The sequence below is a fragment of the Promicromonospora sp. NPDC019610 genome, assembly GCF_044389365.1.
GTDB lineage: Bacteria > Actinomycetota > Actinomycetes > Actinomycetales > Cellulomonadaceae > Promicromonospora.
In genome coordinates this window covers 761,930-788,618 of sequence record NZ_JBIRXX010000001.1, presented here as the reverse complement: position 1 = coordinate 788,618, position 26,689 = coordinate 761,930, and the positions used below count along the sequence as shown (strand labels likewise).

General features: G+C 72.5%; 24 protein-coding genes. 11 read left to right on the top strand and 13 right to left on the bottom strand.

Annotation, left to right across the window (positions count from 1 at the left end; genetic code table 11):
* Nucleotides 1-135 precede the first annotated feature (135 nt).
* Together uxaC and ACH45N_RS03450 are read left to right on the top strand one after the other, a co-directional pair.
* Nucleotides 136-1,572 (top strand): glucuronate isomerase, encoded by a 1,437-nt coding sequence (gene uxaC, locus ACH45N_RS03455; protein WP_397391179.1) that lies wholly within the window; start codon nt 136-138, stop codon nt 1,570-1,572.
* 266 nt (nt 1,573-1,838) lie between these two features.
* Nucleotides 1,839-3,962, top strand: a complete 2,124-nt coding sequence (locus ACH45N_RS03450; protein WP_397391177.1) for an alpha-glucuronidase — start codon at nt 1,839-1,841, stop codon at nt 3,960-3,962.
* 21 nt (nt 3,963-3,983) lie between these two features.
* Here the strand turns inward: ACH45N_RS03450 and sigJ are convergent, their stop codons facing one another.
* Nucleotides 3,984-4,934, bottom strand: a complete 951-nt coding sequence (gene sigJ, locus ACH45N_RS03445; RefSeq protein ID WP_397391175.1) for an RNA polymerase sigma factor SigJ — start codon at nt 4,932-4,934, stop codon at nt 3,984-3,986.
* Nucleotides 4,935-5,077: 143 nt separating this feature from the next.
* Between sigJ and ACH45N_RS03440 the strand changes: the two genes are divergently transcribed.
* The 4 genes from ACH45N_RS03440 to ACH45N_RS03425 all read left to right on the top strand — a co-directional run bounded on the left by ACH45N_RS03440 (nt 5,078) and on the right by ACH45N_RS03425 (nt 10,600).
* Nucleotides 5,078-6,259 carry an NAD(P)/FAD-dependent oxidoreductase gene (locus ACH45N_RS03440; RefSeq protein WP_397391173.1) on the top strand — a complete coding sequence of 394 codons (1,182 nt, stop codon included), beginning with the start codon at nt 5,078-5,080 and terminating at the stop codon, nt 6,257-6,259.
* Entirely contained in the window at nt 6,256-6,678 is a 423-nt protein-coding gene (locus ACH45N_RS03435; RefSeq protein WP_397391171.1) for a hypothetical protein, read from the top strand. Before ACH45N_RS03440 ends, ACH45N_RS03435 begins: the two co-directional genes overlap by 4 nt.
* Nucleotides 6,671-8,311 carry a multicopper oxidase family protein gene (locus ACH45N_RS03430; RefSeq protein ID WP_397391169.1) on the top strand — a complete coding sequence of 547 codons (1,641 nt, stop codon included), beginning with the start codon at nt 6,671-6,673 and terminating at the stop codon, nt 8,309-8,311. The genes ACH45N_RS03435 and ACH45N_RS03430 overlap by 8 nt, the downstream gene beginning before the upstream one ends.
* A 165-nt stretch (nt 8,312-8,476) precedes the next feature.
* Nucleotides 8,477-10,600 (top strand): acyltransferase family protein, encoded by a 2,124-nt coding sequence (locus tag ACH45N_RS03425; RefSeq protein WP_397391167.1) that lies wholly within the window; start codon nt 8,477-8,479, stop codon nt 10,598-10,600.
* Between the two features lie 19 nt (nt 10,601-10,619).
* Here ACH45N_RS03425 and ACH45N_RS03420 read toward each other — a convergent pair whose 3' ends face one another.
* The 3 genes from ACH45N_RS03420 to ACH45N_RS03410 are packed head-to-tail and all read right to left on the bottom strand — an operon-like array spanning nt 10,620 to nt 12,255.
* Complete coding sequence (locus tag ACH45N_RS03420) at nt 10,620-10,889, bottom strand: hypothetical protein (protein WP_397391165.1); 270 nt, start codon at nt 10,887-10,889, stop codon at nt 10,620-10,622.
* Nucleotides 10,880-11,125: a pyridoxamine 5'-phosphate oxidase family protein gene (locus tag ACH45N_RS03415; protein WP_397391163.1), complete on the bottom strand. Its 246-nt coding sequence runs from the start codon at nt 11,123-11,125 to the stop codon at nt 10,880-10,882. Before ACH45N_RS03415 ends, ACH45N_RS03420 begins: the two co-directional genes overlap by 10 nt.
* Nucleotides 11,110-12,255 carry a serine hydrolase domain-containing protein gene (locus tag ACH45N_RS03410; RefSeq protein WP_397391161.1) on the bottom strand — a complete coding sequence of 382 codons (1,146 nt, stop codon included), beginning with the start codon at nt 12,253-12,255 and terminating at the stop codon, nt 11,110-11,112. The genes ACH45N_RS03415 and ACH45N_RS03410 overlap by 16 nt, the downstream gene beginning before the upstream one ends.
* Before the next feature lie 124 nt (nt 12,256-12,379).
* Between ACH45N_RS03410 and ACH45N_RS03405 the strand changes: the two genes are divergently transcribed.
* Genes ACH45N_RS03405 through ACH45N_RS03395 form a run of 3 tightly spaced genes read left to right on the top strand, consistent with a single transcriptional unit; the run spans nt 12,380 to nt 13,964 of the window.
* A complete protein-coding gene (locus tag ACH45N_RS03405; RefSeq protein ID WP_397391159.1) occupies nt 12,380-12,622 on the top strand; it encodes an AbrB/MazE/SpoVT family DNA-binding domain-containing protein in 243 nt (80 codons plus the stop codon).
* Nucleotides 12,619-13,002, top strand: a complete 384-nt coding sequence (locus ACH45N_RS03400; protein WP_397391157.1) for a type II toxin-antitoxin system death-on-curing family toxin — start codon at nt 12,619-12,621, stop codon at nt 13,000-13,002. Before ACH45N_RS03405 ends, ACH45N_RS03400 begins: the two co-directional genes overlap by 4 nt.
* A gap of 38 nt (nt 13,003-13,040) precedes the next feature.
* Complete coding sequence (locus tag ACH45N_RS03395; protein ID WP_397391155.1) at nt 13,041-13,964, top strand: GNAT family N-acetyltransferase; 924 nt, start codon at nt 13,041-13,043, stop codon at nt 13,962-13,964.
* 26 nt (nt 13,965-13,990) lie between these two features.
* Here ACH45N_RS03395 and ACH45N_RS03390 read toward each other — a convergent pair whose 3' ends face one another.
* The 8 genes from ACH45N_RS03390 to ACH45N_RS03355 all read right to left on the bottom strand — a co-directional run bounded on the left by ACH45N_RS03390 (nt 13,991) and on the right by ACH45N_RS03355 (nt 23,364).
* Nucleotides 13,991-14,332, bottom strand: coding sequence for a YnfA family protein (locus ACH45N_RS03390; RefSeq protein ID WP_397391153.1), 342 nt, complete (start codon nt 14,330-14,332; stop codon nt 13,991-13,993).
* Between the two features lie 31 nt (nt 14,333-14,363).
* Nucleotides 14,364-15,281, bottom strand: coding sequence for a hypothetical protein (locus ACH45N_RS03385; protein WP_397391151.1), 918 nt, complete (start codon nt 15,279-15,281; stop codon nt 14,364-14,366).
* Between the two features lie 53 nt (nt 15,282-15,334).
* Nucleotides 15,335-16,078 (bottom strand): DUF624 domain-containing protein, encoded by a 744-nt coding sequence (locus ACH45N_RS03380; protein ID WP_397391149.1) that lies wholly within the window; start codon nt 16,076-16,078, stop codon nt 15,335-15,337.
* Nucleotides 16,075-18,129: a beta-galactosidase gene (locus ACH45N_RS03375; RefSeq protein ID WP_397391147.1), complete on the bottom strand. Its 2,055-nt coding sequence runs from the start codon at nt 18,127-18,129 to the stop codon at nt 16,075-16,077. Before ACH45N_RS03375 ends, ACH45N_RS03380 begins: the two co-directional genes overlap by 4 nt.
* Nucleotides 18,126-19,685, bottom strand: a complete 1,560-nt coding sequence (locus tag ACH45N_RS03370) for a xylan 1,4-beta-xylosidase (RefSeq protein WP_397391145.1) — start codon at nt 19,683-19,685, stop codon at nt 18,126-18,128. Before ACH45N_RS03370 ends, ACH45N_RS03375 begins: the two co-directional genes overlap by 4 nt.
* Nucleotides 19,686-19,771: 86 nt before the next feature.
* Entirely contained in the window at nt 19,772-21,412 is a 1,641-nt protein-coding gene (locus tag ACH45N_RS03365) for an extracellular solute-binding protein (protein WP_397391143.1), read from the bottom strand.
* 66 nt (nt 21,413-21,478) lie between these two features.
* On the bottom strand, nt 21,479-22,429 hold the full coding sequence (locus ACH45N_RS03360) for a carbohydrate ABC transporter permease (RefSeq protein ID WP_397391141.1): 951 nt from the start codon (nt 22,427-22,429) through the stop codon (nt 21,479-21,481).
* Complete coding sequence (locus ACH45N_RS03355; protein WP_397391139.1) at nt 22,423-23,364, bottom strand: ABC transporter permease; 942 nt, start codon at nt 23,362-23,364, stop codon at nt 22,423-22,425. Before ACH45N_RS03355 ends, ACH45N_RS03360 begins: the two co-directional genes overlap by 7 nt.
* A 225-nt stretch (nt 23,365-23,589) precedes the next feature.
* On the opposite strand from ACH45N_RS03355, the gene ACH45N_RS03350 reads away from it, so the two are divergent.
* Nucleotides 23,590-24,606, top strand: a complete 1,017-nt coding sequence (locus ACH45N_RS03350) for a LacI family DNA-binding transcriptional regulator (RefSeq protein ID WP_397391137.1) — start codon at nt 23,590-23,592, stop codon at nt 24,604-24,606.
* Between the two features lie 12 nt (nt 24,607-24,618).
* Nucleotides 24,619-25,578, top strand: coding sequence for an NAD(P)/FAD-dependent oxidoreductase (locus ACH45N_RS03345; RefSeq protein WP_397391135.1), 960 nt, complete (start codon nt 24,619-24,621; stop codon nt 25,576-25,578).
* Between the two features lie 65 nt (nt 25,579-25,643).
* Here ACH45N_RS03345 and ACH45N_RS03340 read toward each other — a convergent pair whose 3' ends face one another.
* Nucleotides 25,644-26,636 carry an NAD-dependent epimerase/dehydratase family protein gene (locus tag ACH45N_RS03340; RefSeq protein WP_397391133.1) on the bottom strand — a complete coding sequence of 331 codons (993 nt, stop codon included), beginning with the start codon at nt 26,634-26,636 and terminating at the stop codon, nt 25,644-25,646.
* Nucleotides 26,637-26,689 lie beyond the last annotated feature (53 nt).

The following is a 26,689-nucleotide window of genomic DNA, read 5'->3' as shown; positions in this document are numbered from 1 at the left end:
CGTAGGGTTTGAATGCAAACGTTCGCAACGCCCCGTTTCTTACGTTCGTTCCACACGTTCGTCTCCAGGCGGGGCAGTGCCTACGATGTGGAAGCGCTTACCCGAAACCGGCAACGATGCCCGCAGGAGGACACTGTGACCGACACCTGGACGCTGCACCCCGATCGGGCCCTGCCCGCCGACCCCGTGACGCGGCCGATCGCCCGCGAGATCTACGCGGCGGTCCGGGACCTCCCGATCGTGTCGATGCACGGCCACGTCGACGTCACCGCCTTCGCGGACGACGAACCGTTCCCCGACCCCGCCCAGCTCCTCGTGGTGCCCGACCACTACCTGACGCGCATGCTCGTGTCGCAGGGCGCCACGCTCCCCGAGCTGGGCGTCGGCCCGGCCGGGGCGCCCGGGTTCGAGGCCGACCCGCGCGAGATCTTCCGCCGGTTCTGTGCGGCCTGGAAGCACTTCCGCGGCACGCCCACCCGGTACTGGACGGAGCACGAGCTCGTCGAGATCTTCGGCGTGACCGTGCGGCCCTCGGCGGAGACGGCGGACCAGGTCTACGACCAGATCGCCGAGCGGCTCGCCGAGCCCGACTTCCGCCCGCGCGCGCTCCTGGACCGGTTCGGCATCGAGGTCATCGCCACCACGGACCCGGCCTGGAGCACGCTCGACGAGCACGCCCGCCTCGCCGCCGAGCTGCCCGGCCGCGTGCTGCCGACCTTCCGGCCCGACCCGCTGCTGCACCCCGCCCGCACGACCTGGCGGGGCGACCTGGAGCGGCTGGCGACGGCGTCCGGCATCGCCACCGACACGTACGCCGGGTACCTGGCGGCGCTCCGCGAGCGCCGCGCCGCGTTCGTCGCGGCGGGCGGCCTGGCCACGGACCACGGCCACTTCAGCGCGGACACGACCCCGCTGCCCGACGACGTGGCGCGTGCCCTGTTCGAGAAGGCCCTCGCGGCCGAGCCGGCCGCCGAGGGCGCGGTGCTGTCCGCCGCTGAGGAGGCGGCATTCTCCGCGCACATGCTGTTCCAGATGGCCGCGATGTCGGCCGAGGACGGCCTGGTCATGCAGTTCCACCCGGGCGTGCTGCGCGACCACGACCCCGCCGTCGCCGCGGCGTTCGGGCCCGACAAGGGGTACGACATCCCCGTCGCCACCGAGTTCGCGCACGGCCTGCGGCCGGTGCTGGAGGCGTTCGGCAACTCGCAGAGCTTCCGGATGATCGCGTTCACCATCGACGAGGACGTGTACTCGCGCGAGCTCGCGCCGCTGGCCGGCGTGTACCCGGCCCTGCGGCTCGGTGCGCCCTGGTGGTTCCTCGACGCGCCCGACGCGATGCGCCGGTTCCGCGAGGCCGCGACGGAGACGGCCGGGTTCTCGAACATGTCGGGCTTCGTGGACGACACCCGGGCGTTCTGCTCGATCCCCGCCCGGCACGACCTGGCCCGCCGGGTCGACGCCGGCTACCTCGCCCGGCTGGTCGCGGAGCACCGGCTCGACCTGGACGAGGCCGTGGACACCGCCGCGGACCTGGCCTACCACCTGCCGAAGGCGGCCTACGCGGCCCGCTGACCCGCGCGCAGCCGGGCCGGACGCGCCACCGAGACGGGCGCGGAGACGGGCGCGCGACGCAAATCCCCTTCGAGGCCCGGGTTTCTTCGCTTTGAGGCGCCGCAAAGCGGAGAAACCTAGGCTTCGAAGAGGAGGTCCGGTCGCGGCGTTTTCACGGACCGGACAGAACGGCCGCCCCGGGTGGACCCGGGCGCCGTCGCTGAGGCACAGTTCCAGTACACCCCCATATATCCGCACATCGACCACTAAGACGGATGGGACACCCCGTGACCGCTGACTCCCCGCGCCCGATCACCGACCACACCTCCCACCCGGCCTGGCTGCCGGACGACGCGTTCGCCGCGATCGGCAGCCGCCGGGTGGTGGTGGCCGGCGACGGCGCGCTCGCCGGCACCGTCGCCGAGGAGGTCGCCGCGGCGACCTCCCGGTTCGGCGGCGCGTTCTCCCGGCTCGAGGTGGGGGACGGCGTGGCCGACGCCGAGCTGGTGCTCACGCTGACGCCCCCGGACGCGGGCGGAGGAACCGGCAGCGGCGCCAGCACTGCCGCCGCCGCGGACGCCCCGGGCCCGGACGAGAGCTTCCGGCTCACGCGGGAGGCGGGCGCCGTCGTCGTGCAGGCCGCCTGCGACGCCGGGCTGCTGCACGGGCTGTTCCACGTGGTGCGCCTGGGCGAGGCGGCGTTCGACGGGCCGGACGTCGACGAGACCCATGCCCCCGCCACCGACCTGCGGATGCTCGACCACTGGGACAACGTGGACGTGCACCCCGTGATGGGCCAGGTGGAACGGGGCTACTCGGGCGGCTCGATCTTCTACGACAACGGTTTCGTGCACGCCGACCTGTCCCGGGTCGAGCGGTACGCGCGGCTGCTGGCCGCCGTCGGGATCAACCGTGTGGCGATCAACAACGTCAACGTGCACGCGCGCGAGGCGCGCCTGCTCACGGAGGACCTGGGCGACGTCGTCCGGGTGGCCGCCGTGTTCCGGCGCTGGGGCATCCGGGTGCACCTGTCGGTGTCGTTCGCGTCGCCCATCACGCTCGGGGGCCTGCCCACCTCGGACCCGCTCGACCAGGGCGTCGCCCACTGGTGGGTGCGCGCCGCGGCACGGGTCTGGGACGCGATCCCGGACTTCGGCGGCTTCGTGGTCAAGGCGGACTCCGAGGGTCAGCCCGGGCCGTTCGCCTACGGCCGCACGCACGCCGACGGGGCGAACATGCTCGCCGCGGCGGTCGAGCCGTACGACGGCCTGATCCACTGGCGGGCGTTCGTCTACGACCACAAGCAGGACTGGCGCGACCGGTCGACCGACCGTGCCCGCGCCGCGTACGACCACTTCCACCCGCTCGACGGGGCGTTCTCGGACAACGTGGTGCTGCAGGTCAAGTACGGGCCGCTGGACTTCCAGGTGCGCGAGCCCCTCTCCCCCGTGCTGGCCGCGATGCCGCACACGCGGGTCGCGCTGGAGCTGCAGATCACCCAGGAGTACACCGGCCAGCAGCAGCACGCCGTGTACCTCGGCCCGCAGTGGAGCCAGATCCTCGGGTTCCGGTTCTGGGACCCGGCCGGCCGCGAGGGCGGCTCACCCACCGTCGCGGACCTCGCCACGGGCCGGGGCAAGGCCGTCGAGGACCCGGGCACCGGCACGTGGCGCAAGCCCGCGGGCGGGTTCGCCGCCGTCTCCAACGTGGGTGACGACGAGTTCTGGACGGGCCACCCGTTCGCCCAGGCCAACCTCTACGCGTACGGGCGGCTGTGCTGGGACCCCACGCTCGACCCGGCCGCCGTGCTCGACGAGTGGGCGGGCCTGACGTTCCCGGGCGCGCCGGACGCCGTCCGGCAGGCCGTGCACGCCGTGCTCGACCGGTCGTGGGAGACGTACGAGCTGTACACGGCGCCGCTCGGGGTGGGCTTCATGGTGCGCCCCGGCCACCACTACGGGCCCGACGTCGACGGCTACGAGTACACCCCGTGGGGCACCTACCACTTCGCGGACCGCGACGGCATCGGGGTGGACCGCACGGTCCGGACCGGCACGGGCTACGCGGGCCAGTACCCGGGGCCGTGGTCGACGGCCTTCGAGTCGCCGTCGACCTGCCCCGACGAGCTGCTGCTGTTCTTCCACCACGTGCCGTACACGCACGTGCTGCACAGCGGCAAGACCGTGGTGCAGCACATCTACGACACCCACTTCGAGGGCGTGGCCCGGGTGGAGGCGATGATCGAGGCGTGGTCAGAGGTGTCGGGGCACGTGGAGCCGCGCGTCGCGGAGCGGGTCTCCGAGCGGCTCGCCGAGCAGCACCGCAGCGCCATCGAGTGGCGGGACCAGGTGAACACCTACTTCCTCCGGAAGTCTGGCATTCCAGACGAAAAGGGCCGGACGATCTACTGAACGGGTGACCGGGTCCGGGGCTCATCCGGGCCCGGCGACGGCCCCGCCGGCGGTCCACGACCGGAGCTTGTCGGGGTTGCGGATCGCCCAGATGTGCGTGATCCGGTCGTCCACCACCTCGAACGCGTAGACCGAGACCGTGACGCCGTCCCGCTGGGCGACCAGTCCGGGCTGGCCGTTGACGGTGCGCTCGAGGAGCGTCTGGCCGCGGAACCTGTCCGCGAGAGCGGCGAACGACCGCAGGATGCGTCCGACGCCTACGACGGGGCGGAGCACGGTGCGGACCCGGCCGCCGCCGTCGCTCGTCGCCCGGACGTCCGGGGCCAGCAGCCCTACGACCGCCTCGATGTCCTGGGCCTCCCAGGCGAGCCGGAACGCGCGGACGATCCGAGCCTGGTCGGTCGTGGGCGTCACCGGCGCCCGGGCTGCCCGGATCCGGCGCCGCGCCGACGAGGCGAGCTGCCGGCACGCTCCCGGCGTGCGGCCGACGATCTCGGCCACCTCAGGGAAGGAGTACCGGAAGACGTCGTGCAGCACGAAAGCGACCCGCTCCGCCGGTGTCATCGCGTCGAGCACGACAAGGAACGCCATGCTGACCGACTCGTCGAGCGTGATCCGGTCGGCGGGGTCCCCGGGTGCGCCGTTCGCCCGCCCGCCGAGCCACTCCGTCGGCTCGGGCACGGGCTCGGGAACCCACTCGCCCACATAGGTCTCGCGGCGCACCCGCGCCGACGAGAGGACGTTGAGGCAGATCCGGCCGGCGACCGTGGTCAGCCAGGCCCCGGGCGACACCACGGCCTCCCGGTCCGGCCGAGACATGGCGTACCAGCGGGCGTACGCCTCCTGGACCACGTCCTCGGCGTCCGACAGGGAGCCGAGGAGCCGGTAGGCCAGGTTGAGGAGCTGACGCCGTTCACCCAGGAGCACCTCCTCCTGGGCGGGCTGTCCGTCACCAACGGGCTGGTCGGTCATGGTGTCGCGGTCCTTCCTCGGCGGTTGCTCTTCCTCTCGGTCCGACAAGGGAGGACGGCGAAGTGTGAGGTCCGTGCGTGCACCTGACACTCCAGGGCGCTGGCCTGTCGGACGAGTGAGACACCGACCAGAAGGAGCCCATCATGTCCGAACCAGAGACCGGAACCCACCACAGGGTCGTCGTCATCGGCGGCGGGTACGCCGGCACCCTCGCAGCGAACCGCCTGCTGGGCCGCGACGACGTCGCCGTCACGCTGGTCAACCCCCGTGCGACGTTCGTCGACCGGATCCGGCTGCACCAGCTCGTGGCGCGTACGGGTGCGGCCACGACGGACCTGGCGGGCCTGCTCGCCCCCGAGGTCGACCTGGTCGTCGACGGCGCCCGGCGCATCGACACCGTCGATCGGACCGTCCACCTCGCCTCTGGCCGCACGCTCGACTACGACTACGTGGTCTACGCGGTGGGGAGCACCGGGGCGGTTCCGTCCACGGTCCCCGGCGCCGTGGAGCATGCTGCTTCCGTGGCCGAGCTGGAGCCCGCACTACGCCTCCGCGACCGGCTCGCCGCCCTGGATCCTGCGGCACCCGTCGTGGTGGTCGGTGGCGGGCTGACCGGCATCGAGACGGCCGCCGAGCTGGTCGAGCGAGGGCGTCGGGTCACGCTGGTGAGCGGCAGCCCCCTGGCGCCCTCCCTCAGCGCCGCAGGGCGGCGCTACATCGACCGCTGGCTGCGGCACAACGGCGCACGCGTGGTGACCGGCAGGGTCGCCGAGGTCCACCCGGATGCCGTGGTGCTCGCAGACGGCAGCACGCTACCCAGCGCGCTGACCGTCTGGACCGCGGGTTTCGGTGTACCCGGGCTGGCGACGGCGAGCGGGCTGCGGACCGACGAGCTCGGCCGGCTGCTCACCGACGAGACGCTCACCTCGGTCGACGACGCACGCGTCGTGGCGGCAGGCGACGCCGCGGCGCCGTCCGGCCATCCGCTGCGGATGAGCTGCCAGGCCGCCGGACCACTCGGAGCGCTTGCCGCCGACACCGTGCTGAGCCGCCTCGCGGGCACCGCCCCGCCGACGCTCGACCTGGCGTTCGTGGGGTCCTGCGTGAGTCTCGGCCGGAAGTCCGGGATCCGCCAGTTCGGCCGCAAGGACGACACCCCGCTGGACCTCTGGTTCGGCGGACGCGCGGGCGCGGCGTACAAGGAGCTGACCTGCCGCTGGGGCATCGCCAAGCTCGGCCGCGAGGCACGCCGGCCCGGCTCGCTGACCTGGCTCCGCGGCGGCCGGCGTTCCCTGGCGGGCGCACCGAAGGTCGCCGCCTCGTGAGCGCCTCCCTCCACACCGTCCCCCTCCACCGGACGGCGGCCCCCGGCTGGGTCCTGCGCGCGATCGTCAGCGGGCACCTGGTGCTGATCGTCGGCCAGCCCGTGTTCGCGGGCGTCTACCTGAGCGGCGCCTACGACGGACTCCGCTGGCACGCGACGGGGGCGGACGTCGTGACCTCCTTCGCCCTGCTGCAGCTGATCGTGGCGGTCGTGGTCCGGGTGCGGCTGCGACTCACCTGGCCTGCCCTCGCCTCGCTCGCGCTGCTCGTCGCCGAGAGCGTGCAGTACTACGCCGGGAGGCACGGTGAGCTGTGGCTGCACCTCCCGCTCGGGGTCATGACGATCGCCGCGCTGGTCGTGCTGTTCATCGCGGTGTGGCGTGCCCCGTTGTCCACACCGCCGGGGGTAGCCCGTGCGTGAGCCGTCCCGGAACCCGGCTTCACCGCCGGGACTGACCAGGCGTCGGCTGCTCGGGGTCGGCGGGGCGCTCGGCCTGGTCGTCGCGGCCGGCCTGTCGACCTCGGCCGCGCTGGCACCCCGCCCGCCCCTCACCGGCGCCGAGCTGCGCAGCGCCGTGCCGTTGCCGCCCCCGTTCCGGGTCCCGCTGCCCGTGCCCGCGGTGCTGACGCCGGTCAGCAGCGCCGACGGCACCGACAGCTACGAGATCACCCAGCGGGAGGTGACGGCCGAGATCCTGCCCGGTGTGCCCACGCCCCTGTGGACGTACGACGGCACCTTTCCCGGACCGACGATCGAGGCCCGACGCGGCCGGCCGATCACGGTGACCCATCACAACCACCTGCCCGTGCCCACCGTCGTGCACCTGCACGGCGGCCGCACCCCCGCGGAGTCCGACGGGTACCCGACGGATCTCGTGCTGCCCCGCGGCGGATCGTCACCCGGTACCGGGCACGGCGGGACCACCCACGGGCCGGGACACGGAACGGTGCACGGCATGGCCGACCCGCGGGCCGCCGTCACGACTGTGACCAGGGACTACACGTTCCCGCTCGACCAGCGGGCGGCCCTGCTCTGGTACCACGACCACCGGATGGACTTCACCGGCCCCGCGATCTGGCGCGGGCTGGCCGGGCTGCAGGTGGTTCGGGACGACGTCGAGGACGCGCTCAGCCTCCCGGCCGGGTCGCGCGAGCTCCCCCTCATGATCACCGACCGGGCGTTCGCCGCCGACGGCAGCCTGGCCTACCCCGCCGTCGACCCCACCCTCGAGACCCGGCCGGGAGTGCGGGACCGCTATCTCGGCGGCGTGCTCGGCGACGTGATCCTGGTGAACGGCGCGCCGTGGCCGGTGCACGAGGTCGACGCCGCCAGGTACCGGTTGCGCATCCTGAACGCCTCCAACGCCCGGCACTACGAGCTGACGGCGACGGGCGAGGACGGGCGTCCGTTGGACCTGGTCCAGATCGGTTCGGACCTGGGGCTGCTGGCGGAGCCGGTCACCCACCGCCGGCTCCCGCTGGCCCCGGCCGAACGCTACGACGTGGTCGTCGACTTCTCGCGGGTGCCCGTGGGCAGCCGGGTCACGCTCACCAACCGCCTGGGCACGGGGCGGACCCGTGAGGTGATGGCCTTCCACGTGGTCCGGACCGCCGTCGACGACAGTCGCCTGCCGCCCGTCCTGTGCGACGACCTGCCGCGGTGGGACCGGTCGGACGCCGTCCGCACCCGCGACCTGTCGTTCCGCGCCGGACGGGTGCACGACGACCGGCCGGGCTGGCTGATCGGCGGCCTGCCGTTCGACCCGGCACGCTCCGACGTCGCCGTCCGCCTCGGTGACGTCGAGGTGTGGCGGCTGATCGCCGACGTCCACCACCCCGTCCACCTGCACCTGGCCGGCTTTCGCGTCCTCACCCGCGGTGGCGGAGCACCGCTCGCGCACGACGCGGGCCTCAAGGACACCGTCTCGCTGCGGCCCGGCGAGTCCGCGGAGATCATCACCCGGTTCGAGGGCTACCGCGGCCGGTACCTCTTCCACTGTCACAACGCCGAGCACGAGGACATGGGGATGATGGCCAACCTCGAGATCATCTGATGGCGCACCGGCCGTCCGTGAGTCCCTACATCTCGGACGAAAGGCAACGCTCAGGCTGCCGAGCGGGTGATCTCCGGTCGCGCTTCGGTAACGACCACAACGATACGACGGGGGACCTCGTCCCCAGGTGTGTAGATCGCACCCCTTCACACCTGGTGGTCCCCCATGTCCGACGCCGCCCCGCCGGCCCCGTCCGCCCCGTCCGCCCCGCCCGTCGCCCCGACGGCTCGACAGCACCTCGCCGAGGTCCACGGCCTGCGTGGGCTCGCGCTGCTGCTCGTGGTGCTGTTCCACCTCTTCGGCGCCGGCCGGGTGTCCGGGGGCGTGGACGTCTTCCTGGTCATCTCCGGGTTCCTGGTGACGGGGTCGCTCGTGCGCCGTGCCGAGTCGCGCACCCTGCGGCTCGGGGCGGTGTACGCGCGGAACGCGGCGCGTCTGGCGCCGTCGGCCCTCGTGGTGCTGGGGGCCGTCGCGCTCGCCGCGTGGGCGCTGCTGCCCGCCGCGCGGTGGCTCGACGTGTGGCGCCAGGTCGTCGCGTCGGCCCTGTACGCGGAGAACTGGGACCTGATCTCGAACGAGCTGGCCTACGGCGCCGCGGGTCCGGCGGCCAGCCCGCTCCAGCACTTCTGGTCGCTCTCGGTGCAGGGACAGTTCCTGCTGGTCTGGCCGCTCGTCGTGCTCGCGACGGCCTGGCTGTGCCGGCACGCGGGCGTCCTGGTCCGACGGCGGCTCGCCCTGACCGTCGCCGTCGGGTCCGCCGCCTCGTTCGCGGGCGCCCTCTACCTCACCGGGGTGCTGCAGCCGGTGGCCTACTTCCACACCGCCACCCGGTTCTGGGAGCTCGGCCTGGGCGCGCTGCTCGCGCTCGTGCCGCTGCACGGCGCCGTGCGGCTGCGCACCGCGGGCGCGTGGGTCGGCCTGGGCCTCGTCGTCTCGTCCGGCTTCCTGCTCGACGGCGGCGCGCTGTTCCCCGGCGTCTGGACGCTCTGGCCGGTGACCGGGGCGCTGCTGGTCCTCGCGGGCGCCGGCACACCGGCGTCGTGGGGCCCGCGGCGGGTGCTCGACCTGGCGCCGCTCCGGTTCCTGGCGGGCATCTCGTACGAGCTGTATCTGTGGCACTGGCCGGTGCTCGTCTTCTACCTGGCCGTGCGGGGCTTCCCGGCCGTCGGCTGGCGCGGCGCCACGCTGGTGCTGGCCGTGTCGGTGGTGCTGGCCTGGGCCACGCGGCAGGTGGTCGCGCGGCCCGTCGGCCTCGCCGTGCCGCGCGCCCTGACGCTGCGCCGGTCGGCCGTCGCCCTGGTGGCCGCCGGCGCCGCCACCGCGCTCGTCGTCGTGCCGACGGCGGCCGCGAGCATCGGCGTCGAGACGCGGGAGGCGGCCAAGCTGGAGCAGCTCGACCACCTCGGTGCGGAGTACGCGGGGGCCGGGGCGCTGCGCCCGCAGGGGCCGGCGGGCCGGCTCGCGGCGCCGGCGGACGGCACGGCGGCGTCCGGCGACGCGGCCGGTGCGGCGCCCGACCGGGCGCCGGTGCAGCCCGACCCCGAGGTCGCGAAGCACGACCTGCCTCCGACCGACCACGACCCGCGCTGCATCCAGGAGCACGGCGACGGACCCGGGTTCGACGAGGTGCGGGTCTGCACCCTCCACGACCCGGACCACCCCGCGCGGACGGTGCTCGTGGCGGGTGGCTCGCACACGTACCAGTGGGCGCCGGCGATCACCGAGCTGGGCGAACGCAACGGGTGGCGCGTGCTGCTGGCCGGCAAGGGGCAGTGCCGCGTGCGGCTGGAGGCGGTACCCACCGACGACTGCGCACGCTGGAGCGCGAACCTGCTCGCCGAGGCCGCCGAGCTGGACCCGGACGCGGTGTTCGTCACCGGCACGCACACGTACGAGGACGCGCCCGAGGTGGTGCTCCCCGCCGAGGTGGCGGCCTGGCAGCAGCTCGACGCCGCGGGCATCCCCGTGGTCACGATCCGCGACAACCCGCGGTTCGAGTGGAGCCCGCCGAACTGCGTGTCGTCGCACGGCCGCGACGCCGCGCGGTGCGCGCTGGACCGGTCCGAGGTGTTCGCGGAGCGCAACCCGGTGCCCGGCTACCCCGGCATGCCCGCGAGCGCCGGGCACGTCGACCTGTCGGACCTGATCTGCGAGCCCGAGTCGTGCCCGCCCGTGGTCGGGAACGTGCTGGTCTACCGGGACGGCTCGCACCTGTCGGCCACGTACGTGGGCACGCTCACGTCGGCGCTCGGCGACGCGGTGCGGCGGGAGGCGCCGTGGTTGTACTGAGCGGACGGGGTGGGCGCGGTCAGCGCGGCGTGTAGTGCGTCTGGCTGTACGTGCCCTTGCCGAAGGCCAGCACCTTGGTGGGCTGGACGGCGAACACGAGCGCGGTCCCGCCGATGTCGTTGGTGAAGGCCTCGTCGCCGACGTCGTACTGCCACTGCCCGGTCCACTTGGTGCGCCACGCCTCGGCGAGCCGCTCCAGCGTCCGCCGGTCGGTGACGCGCCGGGCCGGGCCCTCGACCATGACGTCCAGCCCCTTGTCCCAGGTGCTGTCGCCGGTGGTCAGCACCACGTTCGGGTTGGCCTCCAGGTTGACGGCCTTCTGCTCCTCGGGGCCGGTGCAGAAGTGCAGCGCCCCTCCAGCCAGACGGCGACGAGCGGCGTGACGTGCGGGCGGCCGTCGGCGCGCACGGTCGTGAGCCAGGTGAGCTGGGCGTTCTCGAGCACCCCCTGCGTCTCCTCCCACGCGGTCGGCTGCACGCCGGGGTCGCTGAATCGTGCGTCGAGCTCGGTCACTGGGTTGTCCATGAGGCTTCTCCTTCTGACGACGTCGGAAAGTGCTCTGCGACGAGCCGGTCGATCTCGCCGGCGGTGCTCCAGCCCGGGCTGAACCGGTTCCGCAGCACCGCGACGGCGACGCCGGAGTCGATGTCGGCCCAGGCCCCGGAGCCGTTCGCGCCGAACATACCGAAGGCCGACCCCGGGCGGGAGAGGCCGGCGCCCGGGCGCGAGGGCGCGAACCCGAACGCCCACGTCGAGGGCACGTCCAGCACGGCGTCCCGCCCCTCGAACACCGGCCGTGCGAGCTCGGACAGCCGGGCCGGCGACACGAGGGCGGCGTCGCCGTGGCCGAGCAGGCCCGCGAACACGCGGGCCGCACCGCGCGCCGACATGGTGCCCCCGGAGGGGATGTCGCTCGTGAGCACGTCGCGCCGGTTGGCGAACGCGGCGTCGGGCCGTATCCCGGGCGGGAGCGCCCGGTCGGCGGGCGAGCCGGTCTCGGGCCAGGACGGCGGCCCGGTGTCCGGCTCCTGCCGCGCGACCCGCCCCAGCAGCGCCGGGGGCACGCCGAAGTGCACGTCGTCCTCGACGCCGAGCGGCCGCGTGACGGCCTCGTGGAGCCACCGCGACAACGTGCGCCCGGTGGCGCGGCGCACCGTCTCGCCGAGCAGGAAGCCGAAGGTCTGGGCGTGGTACCCGAAGCCGGTGCCCGGCTCCCACCATGGTTCCTCGTCGGCGAGCAGCCGGCACATCCGGTCCCAGTCGCACAGGTCGCCGACGGTCGTCGTGTACGGCGGGGCGGGCACGCCGACCGAGTGCATGAGCACGTGCCGCAGCGTCGCTCCACCCTTGCCGTGCGCGGCGAACTCGGGCCAGACGTCGGCGATCCGCAGGTCGTAGTCCAGCTCGCCGCGCTCCACCAGCACGTGCACGACGGCGGAGGCGATCCCCTTGGCCGTCGACGCGGCGAAGAACAGGGTGTCGGGGGTGACGGCCGCTCCACGGTCGGCGTCGGCGAGGCCGCCCACGGCGTCGACCACCAGCTCGCCACGGTGGACGACCGCCACCTGGAGACCGACCTCGCCGCCGTCGGCCACGAGCCGGTCGACCGCGTCCTGGACACGTGCCTGTGCGTCAGCCGCAGCGTCGTCGCCCATGCCAGGTCGGACGAGGCGAACCGGGGAAACTCATCGGCGCGGGTCCCGTGCGACGGTTCGAAAGATCGGGAGCAGGAGCGCCGTCCGACTGTAGGATGGTCGGAAACTCTTACCGGAGGCTCGAATGACCATCCTGACGCTGCGCCCCAAGAACCAGGTGACCGTGCCCAAGGACATCGCCGAGGCCGCAGGCCTGCACGTCGGCGACGCCCTGGACTTCAGCGTCGTGGACGGCGCGGTGGTCATCTCGAAGGTCGAGCTCGGCCGGCAGGCGCACGACGACAGGCCCACGGCCGAGGACTGGCTCGCCGCGGCCGACTACGTCGGCACCCGTGACCGGGAGCTCCTCAACCGGCTCGCCCGGTGACGCATCTCGTCCCGGCGCACATCGCGCTGCGGATGTTCGAGGCCGCGGAGCAGATCAAACCGGTGGTCCGGGACCTCGGGCTGCTGGAGTCGTCCCTGGCCCGCGCGAGCATGACCTCCTACGGCCAGGAGCTCTACCCGGGCATCCATCTCAAGATGGCGGCCACGCTCGACTCGGTGAACCGCAACCACCCGCTGGTCGACGGCAACAAGCGGCTCGCGTGGATCGTCGTGGCGGTGACCTATCGCGTCAACGGGCACCCCGACCTTGCGGGGACGGTCGACGAGCACGAGGCGCTCGTGATGAAGGTCGCGTCCGACCACCCCGAGCTGGACTGGATCGCGGGCGAGCTGGGGTCGATGTTCGGCGCCCCCCGCTAGCATGCGCTGCTGACGATCTCCGACGAAGGAACGTGACTGTGCTGACGACCCGGCCTGCCCGGCCCGAAGAGCTGCCCGCCCTGACCACCGACCCGGACGACGACGAACGGAACGGCGCGACCGCGGACTACCTCACGGGGCTGCTCGAGAACGGCTGCACCCGTCCGGACTGGTGCCTCGTGGCCGAGCGGGACGGCGAGCTCGTCGGCAACGTCGTGCTCTGGACCATCCCGGGCCGCTCGGTGCCGATGGACCTGGTGCTCTTCGAGCCGGGCGACGACGAGACCGCCGCCGCCCTGCTGACGCACGCGGCCGAGCTGGCCCGCTCGCTCGGCGCGGAGACGCAGGGGCACGTGCTGGACGCGCCGAGCCAGGCCCCGCAGTTCCAGCGCGACCCGGAGGGGCGCGAGCGGCTGCTCACCGCCCAGGGTTTCTCCGTCTCCCGCGACGGGCACCGGTTCCTCCGGTCGGACGGCGACCCGCTCCCCGCGCAGGACGACCGGCTGCGCTGGCGGTCGCTCGCGGAGCTGGGCGAGGAGCCGTTCGTCGACCTGCTCGCCGAGACCTTCACCGACACGAAGGACTCGATCTTCCTCGCCGAGATCGCCGAGCACGGCCTGCGGGGCGCCGCCGAGCGCAACCTCGCCGAGATGCGCGAGCTGGAGCACGAGCCGGACTGGTTCGAGATCGGCTACGACGAGCAGTACCGGCCCGTGGCGGTCAGCCTGCCCGCCCGTACCGCGAGCTCCGCCGTGATCGGCCTGATCGCCGTGGCCCCGGCCGGACGCGGGCACGGCTACGCCACCGCCGCCGTCGCCCGCGGCACGCAGGTCCTGGTCACGGCCGGCGCGACGGAGATCCGCGGCGACTGCGACGCCGGCAACGTCGCGATGTTCAAGGCGTTCGAGCGCGCCGGCTACCGCAACTTCGCGAACCGCAAGATGTTCAGCCGCCCCCTGTAGGGCGCGGTGGGGCCGGGCGCGGGGGCCTAGCCCGCGTCCGGCCGCGGGGCGTACATGATGACGGCGACGCCCACCAGGCAGACGAGCGCGCCGATCACGTCCCAACGGTCGGGCCGGAAGCCGTCGACGGCCATCGCCCAGACCAGGGAGCCCGCGACGAAGACGCCGCCGTAGGCCGCGAGGATCCGGCCGAAGCCGGCGTCCGGCTGCAGGGTGGCGAAGAACCCGTAGAGGCCCAGCGCGATCACGCCCGCGCCGATCCAGAGCCAGCCCTTGTGCTCGCGCACGCCCTGCCAGACGAGCCAGGCGCCGCCGATCTCGAACACGGCCGCGGCGAGGAACAGGACGACTGAACGAATCACGGTCACCGGGATGACGGTACGCGCTGGCAGGCGAGTCCTAGGGCGTGTCGCCCGGGGCCTTGCTGGTCTCGACCCGTGCCCGTGCCGGCAGGCCGATGTCCCAGAACTGGATGGTCTGCAGCGTCCAGAACAGTGCGAAGACCAGCATCAGCACGGTCTCGACCACGAACAGCGTCTGCGGGAACAGGTCGGGGAGGAACCGGTCGAGCACGACCATGGTCGCCAGCCCCACCACGAGCACCACGGCCATCACCACGGCGATCCACCGGTACCAGACCCGGTAGGCCGCCGGCGACAGGCCGCGCAGCCGCTCGAGCGCCTGAGCTGTGACGGCGTCGTCCGAGCCGTTGATCCACGCGACGGCGACGAGGCAGGCGAACAGCAGCACGGCCGCGGCGTAGTGCGCCGTCGCGAGGAAGGTGTCGGGCCACACCAGCAGCCAGACGCCGGTCGCGGCCCACGTGAGCCACGTGAGCCACAGGTCCCAGCCGTGGTAGCCGCCCAGGTCGCGCCGCCGCGGCCAGGTGGCGAGCATCAGCACCGGGCCGCCGACCAGCAGCAGTGTGCCGATGTTGTTGCCGACCCGCTCGGGCATGTCCACGCAGTACGGCTCGCCGGTGCACATCGCGGCGTCGAGCGGCGTGGGCACCAGCGCGACGACGACGGCGAACATGCCCGCGAAGTTGAGCAGCACCTCCTCGGCGCCGTGCCGCCCCTTGATCGCGATGAGGCACGTGCCGATGGCCACCAGCGTGCCCACGAAGATGCTCTGCACCGGCGAGTAGAAGTAGGCGCTGATCGACGCGTGCCACCACTCCTCGCCGGAGTCCAGCCGCCCGTGGTCGGCGACGATCTGCATGGTCAGCGACACGAACAGCACCAGCACCACGGCCACGATCGCCACCCGTAGATAGCGGTACGTCAGCCGTCCTGGGTCCCCCTGCTTGATAGCCATGGGCACACCCTGGCGCACGGCGGCAGATCGGACAATGCCGTCCTGACCCGCACTCAGCCCGCGGGCGTGAACCGCCGCTCGACGTCGGCCAGGACGGGCGCCGCGTTGCGCAGCACGAGGGCGAGCCAGACCACGGCGAGCAGGCCGAGCACGGCCTCCGTGGTCAGCACCACGATCCCGGCGGCGAGCACCAGCAGCGAGAGCGTGCCCAGCGTCACGAGCGGCCGGGCACCCAGGTAGTGCGCCGCGAGCCGCACCGAGTCGCGCGTGCGGAAGCCGAAGAACGACACGATCACCAGCGCGTTCACGGCCCACAGGGCCAGACCCGCGCCCACCACGACGAGCACCCCCGCGTACCAGCCGGGCACGCCGCCCGCGCCCACGTTCACCAGGCCCAGCACGACCACCACGCCCGCGGCGAGCGCCGGCACCCACACCCGCAGTGCGTCCGCCCAGTTCAGCCGGTACCCGCGCCAGAACGACGCCGCCGGGGTGAGCCCTTCGGCCCGCGTGCGGTCGCGGAGGGCGAACAGCCCTGCCGCCACGGCCGGCCCCACCGGCAGCAGGCACAGCGCGAACAGGAGCGCGTTGCCCGGCGTCCGCTCCAGGAACAGGGACGCCAGCGCGCCCGGCAGGACGGCGACGACGAGCAGCAGCTCGACGATCAGGTGCCAGTACACGAGCGCGGTGGCGCGGCCGAGCACGCCCTCGCCGAACTCGCGCCGCTCGCCGTCACCCCGGCGTCCGGGGCCCGGGCCGCCCGGGCCGCCCGGGCCGCCGGCCCCTCCGGCGCTCACGCCGGCTCCCCGGGCGGGTCCTCGCGCAGGAGCACGACGTCGGTCGGGTCGAGCCGGAGCGTCTCGCCCCGTCGCACGGCCCGGCCGGTCAGCAGGTCGACGCCGGACGCGTGCGCCGCGACCTCGACGGGCCCGGTCGCGTGCGACAGCACGAAGGCGAACCGCACGCCGTCCTTGGCCCGCACGGCGAGCTCGACGTCGGGCACGTCGGCGTACGGGCCCACGAGCCCGTGCCGGTCGAGCACCCGGCGCACCACCCACCCGACCCCGGCGTCGTCCAGGCCGGTGGCGACGTACCAGGCCTCGCCGCCGTCGGCCCCGCCGGGACGGTGCCGTGTCACCGCGGGCGTGCCCGCGTAGAACTCGGTGCCGTAGGTGCCGACCACGTCGGCGCCCTCCGGGACGAGCACCTCGAACACGAGCTGCGCCGCGGACACCACCTCGTCGGCCCCGTCGGTCAGCGTCACGGGGTTGGTGACGCCCGGCTCCGCCGAGTCGGTCTCCTCGACCCGGACGCCGAACAGCGGGGCCAGCGGCCCGGGCGCGTCCATGAGGTAGGCGTTGGCGTCCTCGTCCGCGCGGCCCGACCAGAACGACGCGAGCACCGAGCCCCCGCGCCCCGTGACGGCCGCCAGCCGGTCGGCGACGTCGCCCTTCAGCACGTGCAGCATCGGGGCGAGCACCACGTCGTACCGGGACAGGTCCGCCGTCGTGGGCAGCACGTCGACCTGGGCGCCCGCCTGCCACAGCGCGCGGTAGTACGCCAGCACGGTGTCGACGTACCTGGCGTGGCGGTTGAGGCCGTCCGTCATCTCGGCGGCCCACCAGGAGTCCCAGTCGAAGAGCAGCGCGACGCGGGCGGGCGTCCGCGCGCCGACGACGGCGCCCCCGAGCCCGGCCAGCTCGCCGCCCAGGGCCGCGACCTCGCGGAACGCCCGCGTGTCCGTGCGCCCGGCGTGGTCCAGGACGGCGCCGTGGTACTTCTCGCTCGCCCCCTTCGCCTGCCGCATCTGGAAGTAGAGGACCGCGTCGGCGCCGTGCGCCACGGCCTGCCACGACCACAGCCGCAGCACGCCCGGCCGCTTCACCGGGTTCACGTCGCGCGAGGCCGTGATGGTCGGCGTCTGCTCCATGACCCAGAACGGCGCGCCGTCCTTGAGCCCCCGCATGACGTCGTGGGCCAGGGCCATGCGGGCGTGCTCGCGCGGGCCCGGCGGGTAGTTGTCCCAGGAGGCGAGGTCGAGGTCGTCGGCCCACCGGTGGTAGTCGATCGGCCGGAACATGCCCATGAAGTTGGTCGTCACGGGCGTGGTCGCGTCGTGCTCGCGGATGCGCGCCTTCTCGTCGCGGTAGTTGGCGAGCATCGCGTCCGACATGAACCGGCGGTAGTCGAGCGTGATGCCCTGGAACGCGGTGTGGTCGGGCCCGCGCCAGTGCTCGCTGAGCATGTTCGGCGGCACGATCTGCGCCCAGTCGGAGAACGTGTGCGACCAGAACATCGCGTTCCACGCCTCGTTCAGCCGCTCCAGCGTGCCGTACCGCGCGCGCAACCAGTCGCGGAACCCGGCGGCGCACAGGTCGCACCAGCAGCCGCCGTCGAACCCGCCGTACTCGTTCCCGACGTGCCACGCGACCAGGCCGGGCGTCCCTGCGTACCGCTCGGCGATGCGGCCGGCCAGCTCCGCCGACAGCCGCCGGTAGACCGGCGAGCTCGGGCAGGCGTTGTGCCGCTGCCCGTAGACGTGCCGCCGGCCCTGGAAGTCGGTGCGCTCCACCTCGGGGTGCCGGTGCGCCAGCCACGGCGGCAGCGCGCCGGTCGAGGTGGCCAGGACGATGCCGCGCCCGCCCTCGACCGCGCGGGCCACGATCTGATCGAGCACCGCGAAGTCGTAGGTGTCCTCGTCCGGCTGCAGCGTGGCCCAGGAGAAGACGTTGAGCGTGACCGTGTCGATCGACGCCTTGTCGAACGCCGCGTAGTCGTCCTCCCAGACGGCGCGGGGCCACTGCTCCGGGTTGTAGTCGCCGCCGTACAGGATCTTCGAGTCGGTCACGCGTCGTCCTTGTCGTTCGGGGTGTCTGTCGCGGTCCGGCCCAGGATCCGCGCGTCGTCCAGCCAGGGCGGGGTCTCGTCGCGGACCGGGTCCAGGGTCACCAGGGTGATGCCGTGCCGGCCGAGGGTGAGGTCGAGGTCGACCCGGCCGCCGTCCGCCGCCGGGACGACAGGGAGGGAGTACGCGCGCCGGGCGGGTTCGCTCGCCTCGTGCAGCGCGTCGAGCTGCCGGCCCGACGGCGACGCGGGCCGGCCCATCTCGCGCCAGGCCGCCCATGCGTTGCCGGCGGTCTCGTCGACGTCGTACCGCATCACGAACACCCGACCGCTGCCGCTGGTGGGGAGGCTCAGGCGGATCTCGTGGCGGTCTGGCTCGGCCGGGTCGTCGGTGCCGCCCACGGGCTGCCAGGCGAGCACCGTCACCCGGCCCGTGCCGGCGTGGCGCGTGACCAGGTGGTCGGCGCCGCGCGCCAGCACCTCCTGACCCATCCGCGCCATGAACGCGTACAGGTGGTAGGTCGGCTTGCGCACCTGCCGGTGCCCCAGCATGCCGAACCCGCCGTGGAAGAACGACGCCGGCACCCCCTCCTCCTCGAAGACGTCGCAGAACGTCCAGTAGGAGAAGGAGTCGGCGTGCTCGCCGCCGCCCGCGAGCACGGGCGCGAGGGAGGCGGCGTTCCAGGCCGTGTCGTGCACGGGGTTGTCCGGCCGGTAGCTCGTGTTGAACTCGGTGACGTGCAGCGGGCGGCCCGCGAGCGCCGTCCCGGCCAGGATCTTGCCGGGCCGGGCGAACTGGTCGAGCAGGTGCTGGGGTCCGCGCAACGTCTGGTAGACGCCGAACGGCACGTGCTGCGCCGGGCCGGAGCTGTAGGCGTGCACGGAGAGGAAGTCGGCGGGCAGGTCCCGCCGGGTGACGAACTCGGCGAAGGGCTCCCACCAGTCGTCCGCCCCCGGGGAGAGGGCGGGGCCACCCACCTGGAGCGAGGCGTCGACGTCCTTCACGGCGTGCACGGAGGTCTCGTAGAGGCGGAAGTACGCCTCCTGGTCCGCGTCCTGCCAGAAGTGCGTGAGGTTGGGTTCGTTCCACACCTCGACGGGCCAGGTCCGCACCTCGTCGAGGCCGTACCGGTCCACGAGGTGCCGCAGCAGGGCGCGCACGAGGCTCGCCCACTCGGCGTGGTCGCGGGGCGGGGTCACGTTGCCCAGCCACCAGAACACCGTCTGGCCGCCGGAGGCGAGGGCCCTGGGCATGAACCCGAGCTCCAGGAACGGCTTGATCCCGAGCCTGAGGTAGGCGTCGACCACCTGGTCCACGTAGGTGAACACGTAGGTGGTGCCGCGGTGGCCGGCGGCGTCGTACGTGCGGTGCACCGCGACGTCGTCGTGCAGGATGCCGTGACCCCGGATGTACCGGAAGCCGATCTCCCGCTGCACCAGCGTCAGCGACTCCTGGTAGTCCTGGCGCAGCGCCAGGTTGAACCGCCCCGTGCCCACGCAGGTACGCCAGGCGTCCCCGAGCGGCCCGACCCCCGAGCCCCCAACAACAACCCGCTCCACAACACTCCCCTCCGTACACGTTGAGTGCTGGGTATTTGTTGGGCCGGCGGCGCCGGCCCGACAAATACCCAGCACTCAACGGGTGGTCATTCGGTGACGCCTGCCGCCTGGTTGACCGTGTCGACGTACGTCTGCATGCCGGCGTTCTCCAGCTCGCCGACGTACGCGTCCCACTCGTCGAGCGACCGGTCGCCCAGGATGAACTGGGACGTCGCCGTCATGACCAGGTCCTGCAGGTTGGTCTGCAGCAGGGAGGACTCCTCGCGCTGCATCTCGTCCATCGCGATGCCAGGGCCCCGCTCCGCGACGTCCTTCTGGTTCATCTGGTCGAGGAAGTCCTGCACCTCGGGCGTGAGCGTCGACTTGACCAGGTCCGTGGTGGACCCGTGGGCCAGCGACCAGACGCCGTTGTAGAACCCGAAGTCGGTGTTCAGCTGCTTCGGGGCGCCCGGGTTGAGGCCGCTCCAGTCGACGTCGTCGGCCAGGGTGCGGGTGCCGTCGGCGTCCTTGGTGTAGGTCTCGCCCTCGATGCCCCACTTGGCGAACTCGAGGCCCTCGTCGGAGTAGTAGAGCCAGTCGACGAACTGCAGCATGGCCACGAAGTCGTCCCGCTCGGCGGCCTTCGACGAGAGCGCGATGCCGGACTCGAACCGGCCGCCGGTGGTGGCGTCCATGATGTTGCCGGCAGGACCGGCCGGGACCACGATCTCCTTGAGCTTCGCGTCCTTGTTCCCGGCCTCCTCGAAGCCGGTGCGGTACCGGGTCATCTCCTGGTCGTTGACGCCGAGGGCGGCCACCTTGCCGGTGGTCAGCTTGGCGATCGCCGGGTCGTCCTCCTGCGTGAGCCCCTCGGGGTCGAGCAGGCCGCGGTCCACCAGGTCGGCGAAGTAGGACACCAGCTCCTTGTACCCCTCGGAGGCGCCCGTGTACTCGTACTCGGAGCCGGTCCAGGTCACGCCGTCGCCGTAGCCCCAGCCCGCCTCGGTGCCGAAGTTGCCGGCGGCGGCCTGCATCGTGGCCTCCAGCGGACCGTTGATGGACCAGCGCTCGGTGTACGGGTAGTCCAGCTCGGGGTGCTCCTCCTTGATCACCTCGAGCTGGTCGGCGAACTCGTCCCAGGTCTTCGGGTCCTCCAGGCCGGCGTCCTCCCACCAGTCCTCGCGGATCGCGATCGAGTAGGACGGCTTGGGGTTCTCGTGCAGGCCGGGCAGCACGTAGAACTTGCCGTCGGCCTGGCGCAGCCGGTCCAGGTCCTCCTGCAGGCCCCACTTCTCGACCTTGTCCTGGAAGTTGGGCAGGTAGTCGAGGTAGTCCGAGATCGGCAGGACGGCGCCGCCCGAGGTGAGCGTCTCGACGTCGGCCGCGTAGGTGGACGGGATCAGGTCGGCGGCGTCGCCGGAGCTGATCAGGAGTGCCCGCTTCTGCTGCCAGTCGGCCAGGGGCACCGACTGGATGTCGAAGGTGACGTTGTGCTCCTCCTCGAACGCCTTGAGGATCGACCAGTCCTTCTTGAGCGGGTAGTTCGGGTGGTCGCGGTACATGAGCCCGAACTCCAGCGGCTCGGTCGCCTTGAAGGTGGTGCCGACGCCGTAGTCCTCCATGGCGCCGACCATCTTGTCGGCCATGTCGACGGCGGCGCCGTCGTCGTCGCCGGACGAGCACGCCGTGAGCGTGAGTCCGAGCGCGACCGCGGCGGTCGCCGCGGCAGCCTTTCTAGGGGTGATCATCATTGACTTCCTCCGGGGTGTGAACGTCGTCGTCCGACGGCGGATCGGTGCGGTGGTCCGGCGTGCTCAGCCCTTGACGGAGCCGAGCATCACGCCGGACACGAAGTACTTCTGGACGAACGGGTAGAGGCAGACGATGGGCAGCGCCGTGAGCAGCATCGTCACTGCCTTGACGTTGGCCCCGATCTGGACGGCGACGTCGCTCAGCCCCTCACCGGTGCCGGTGGCGCCGGCGATGATGTTCCGCAGGAACACCGTGACCGGGTACATCTCCGGGTCGTCCATGTAGAGGAACGCGGGGAACCAGGAGTTCCAGAACCAGACCGCGTAGAAGAGGACCATCGTCGCGAGCACCGCCTTGCTCAGCGGCAGCACCACCCGGAAGAAGATCCCGTAGGTGGTCAGCCCGTCGATCGCGGCCGCCTCCTCGAGCTCCACAGGGAAGTTCTCGAAGAACGACTTCATGACCAGCAGGTTGAAGACGTTGATCGCCTGCGGCACGACGACGGCCCAGATGGTGTTCTTGAACCCGAGCTCGCTGACCAGGATGTAGTTCGGGATGAGGCCGCCGGTGAAGAACATCGTGAAGACCGCGAACCCGATGAGGATCATCCGGCCCTTGAGGTACTTCTTCGACAGCACGTAGGCGAACGTCGTGGTCAGCGCCATGGCGATCGCGGTGCCCACCACCGTGTAGACCACCGTGTTCAAGTAGTTGCGCCAGAACAGGTCCTGCTCCAGCACGGACATGAGCGTCGTCGTGTTGAAGCCGATGGGCCACACGGTGACGTCGCCGCTGCGGATCGCGGCCTCGGAGCTGAACGCCCGCGCCGCGAGGTTGAGGAACGGGTAGAGCGTGACGGCGGCGACCAGGACCAGGATCGTCGTGTTGACCCAGCGGAACACCGTGTAGCCGGGCGTGTCCTTGACGGTGGTCGTCTCCGGCCGGGGCCGGGACAGGTCGGGGACGCCGGCACCCACCGGGTCCGTGGTCGGGGCGGGGGCGGTGTTCACCACAGGGAGCTCCCGGTGACTCGGCGCGAGATGGCGTTGGCGGAGAAGACGAGGACCAGTCCGATCACGGCCTCGAACAGGCCGATCGCCGTGGCGTAGCTCAGTTGCCCGGAGGTGAGGCCGACGCGGTAGATGTACGTGGAGATCACGTCCGCCGTCGGCTGGGTCAGCGTGTTGTAGAGCAGGAAGATCTTCTCGAAGCCCACCTGCATGAACTGGCCGATGTTCAGGATGAGCAGCACCATCATCGTGGGCCGGATGCCGGGCAGCGTGACGTGCCACGTCTGCTGCCAGCGGTTGGCGCCGTCGATCCGGGCCGCCTCGTAGAGCTGCGCGTCGATCGTGGTCAGCGTGGCCAGGTAGAGGATCGTGCCCCAGCCCACGGTCTGCCAGACCTCGGACGACACGTAGATGGTGCGGAACCAGTCGGCCTGCTGCATGAACGAGATCGGGTCCCCGCCGAACAGCTTGACCAGGCGGTTGACCGTGCCGTCCAGCGACGTCAGCTCGAACACGAAGCCCGCCACGATCACGACGGACATGAAGTGCGGCAGGTAGCTGACCGTCTGCACGAACCGCTTGAACACCCGCGAGCGGAGCTCGTTGAGCAGGAGCGCCAGGATGATCGGCAGCGGGAACACGATCACCAGCGTCAGCGCGCCGATGATCACCGTGTTCTGGAACGCCTGCCAGAACGCCTGGTCCTGGATGAACCGCTCGATGTAGTAGAAGCCGACCCATTCCTCGCCGAAGATCGACCCGCCCGGCCGGAACCGGCGGAAGGCGATGACGTTGCCGGCCATGGGCAGGTAGCGGAAGACCAGGAACCAGATGATCGGCAGGAGCGCGAGGCTGTAGAGGCGCCAGTGCTTGCGGAGAGCCAGGCCCCACGTTTCCTTGCCGCGTAGCTCTGTTGCGCCGCGTAGCTCGGTAGCCATCCCCACCTCTTTGTGGAACGTTTTCGAAACTATCGACGTCGATGCCGATAGTGCTTGTCGTGAGGGACAGTAGGGTGAGATCCGCCGACACGTCAAGACATGCCCAGAACGTGGCGATTACGATCCAGACACGGCATTCCATGCCGTGAACGAGACCTGATACTGGCGCGGGACGGTGTACGTTCGGGTCGAAACTTCCGCTGACATGACCGAAAGGTGGGTGCGATGACCGGCGTGAACCCCGGGCCGACCATCGCGTCGATCGCGCGCGAGCTCGGACTCTCGGTGCCCACCGTGTCCAAGGTGCTCAACGGCCGGGCGGACGTCGCCCCCGCGACGCGCGACCGCGTCGAGGCAGCGCTGGAGAAGCATCAGTACCGGCGGCGTCGCGCGGCGACGGCACCCGCAGGCAGCGGGCTGATCGACCTGGTCTTCCACCGCCTGGGCTCGGCCTGGTCCATGGAGATCATCCGGGGCGTGGAGGACGCCGCCGCCGAGCTGCGGACCAGCGTGATCCTGTCCGAGCTGGGCGGCGAGCACCGGCCGCCGGCCCGGTGGCTCGACACCACCATCGCCCGGCCGCCCCTCGGCGTGCTGCTCGTCGCCGCGAACCTCTCGGAGGCGCAGCACCAGCAGCTCGACCGGCGCGGCATCCCGTACGTGGTGATCGACACCGACGGCGAGCCGCCGGCCGACGTCGCCTCCGTGGGCTCCGACAACTGGAACGGCGGGCTCCAGGCCACGCGGCACCTGCTCGCGCTGGGCCACCGCCGGATCGCCATGATCACCGGGCCGTGGAACATGCTGTGCAGCCGGGCCCGCGTCGACGGGTTCCGGTCGGCACACGAGGAGGCGGGCGCCGTCGTCGACCCCGGGCTCGTGCGCGCGGGCAACTTCTACGTCGAGGCGGGGTTCGAGCACGGGCTGGAGCTCCTGTCGCGGCCCGACCGGCCCACGGCGGTGTTCGCGGGGTCCGACATGCAGGCCCTCGGCGTGCTGCGGGCCGCGCACCAGCTCGGCCTGCGGGTCCCGGAGGACCTGTCCGTTGTGGGTTACGACGACCTGCCGCTGGCCTCCTGGGTGGGACCGCCGCTCACCACGGTGCGGCAGCCGCTCCGCGAGATGGGGGCGGCCGCCACGGAGATCCTGCTCGACATCGCCCGGGGCAGGTCACCCAAGGTCCGCCGGCTCAACCTCTCGACGGAGCTGGTGGTCCGGGAGTCGACGGCGCCCCTGGCCTGAGAAGGTGGGTTCATGTCGAACCGAGTCGTCGTCGTGGGTGCCGGCATCGTCGGCGCCTCGCTCGCCTACCACCTCGCCGCGCGCGGGCAGGCGGTGACCCTGCTGGACGCGGGCCTGCCCGCCTCCGGCGCCACCGGTTCCTCGTTCGCGTGGATCGGACGGCCGGAGACCTGCGACCTCCCGTCGGCACCGCTCCGGTTTCTCGCCCTGGACGAGTACCGGCGGCTGGAGCGTGAGCTGCCCGGACTCGGGATCACGTGGTCGGGGTCCCTCACCTGGGACGGCGATTCCGACACCCCGCACCACGCCCCGGACGACGGCGCCCTCGATCCCGTCGAGGTCACGGAGCTGCTCGTCGCCGCGGCGGTCGAGCGGGGCGCCGAGCTCCGCGTCGGCACCGCGGTGACCGGGCTCGTGCGGGACGGCTCGGCGGTGACCGGCGTCCGGACCGCCGGCGGTGTGCTCCCGGCCTCGACCGTGGCCCTGGCCGCCGGGACCGGGACCACCGCCCTGGCAGCCGGCGTCGGTGTCGAGGTGCCCGTGGAGTCGTCGCCCGCCGTCCTGGTGCGCCTGCGCGCCGCGCCGGGGCTGGTGCGGACGATCGTCGCCCGTCCGGAGCTGGAGGTACGGCAGCGCCCGGACGGGACCCTGCTGCTTCCGCTGGCCTACGCGGGGCAGACGAACCGGGCCGCCCTCCGGGACACCGCCGAGGCCGCCCGGCAAACCCTGCTCCGACACTTCCCCGGGGCGTCGGACGTCGAGATCGTGTCCGCCGAGATCGGCTGGCGGCCGATGCCGGCGGACGGCGAACCGGTCGTCGGCGCCGCGCCGGGCACGGCCGGGCTGTACCTCGCCGTGATGCACGCGGGCATCACGCTGGCCGCCGCGGCCGGCCGGCTCGCCGCCGAGGAGATCACCACGGGGGCCGTGGCGCCCGAGCTCGCGGGCTGCCGTCCCGACCGGTTCGTCTGAGACGCCGTCGGCGCGGCGCCACGCCCACGCGGGCCCTCAGAGCGGCGCCACGCCGCCGCGCGCCCTCAGACCGACCGGGCGTGCTCAGCGAGACGGTCGAAGGCCGCGTCCAGCCCGGCGTCGACCACCTGCGCCTCGGGGTGGTCGTCGAACCAGGAGATCTGCTCCTCGGCGCCGATGTCGTAGGTGATGGTGGTGCCGAACTCGGGGACGAGCGTGCGCACCTTCGAGATGTCGAAGACCATCGAATGGGCCTTGTCGCCCACCAGGCCGGGGCCCAGGTCGGGCAGCGCCCGGGCGATCGTCTCGGACGAGACGTGCACCAGGTCGGGGCTGGGCACGCCCGCGGCCTGGGCCAGCCACGTGTAGATCTGGTCCCAGGTGGGCGCGTGCGTGCCGGTGATGTGGAAGGTGTCCCCCACGGCGAGCGGGTGGCCGAGCAGGCCCACGAACCCGACCGCGAAGTCCTCGGTGTGCGTGATGGTCCACAGCGAGGTGCCGTCACCGTGCACGATCACCGGCTTGCCCGCGCGCATGCGCGCGACGTCCGTCCAGCCGCCCGACGTCGGCAGCACCGTGCGGTCGTAGGTGTGCGACGGCCGCACGATCGTGGCGGGGAACCCGTTCTCCCGGTACTCGTGCACCAGCAGGTCCTCGCACGCGATCTTGTCGCGGGAGTACTGCCAGAACGGGTTGCGCAGCGGCGTCGACTCCCGCACGGGCAGCCGCGACGGCGGCGTCTGGTAGGCGGACGCCGAGGAGATGAACACGTACTGGCCGGTGCGGCCCGCGAACTGCGCGACGTCGCGCGCCACGTGCTCCGGCCCGAACGCCCGGAACTGGGCGACGACGTCGAACTCCCGGCCGCGCAGGGCGGTCGCCACCGCCTCGGCGTCGTTCGCGTCGGCGACGAGCGTCTCCACCTCGGACGGCACCGTCCGGGTCGAGGATCTGCCCCGGTTGAGCACCGTCACCCGGTGCCCGAGCCGAGCGGCTCTGGCCACCGAGGCATGACTGATGATTCCGCTTCCACCGATGAACAGGATGCTCTTGGACATGGCACCAATCCTTGCACCGTGCACCCTGTCTTCGCTGGTCGGGGGCGAGATCG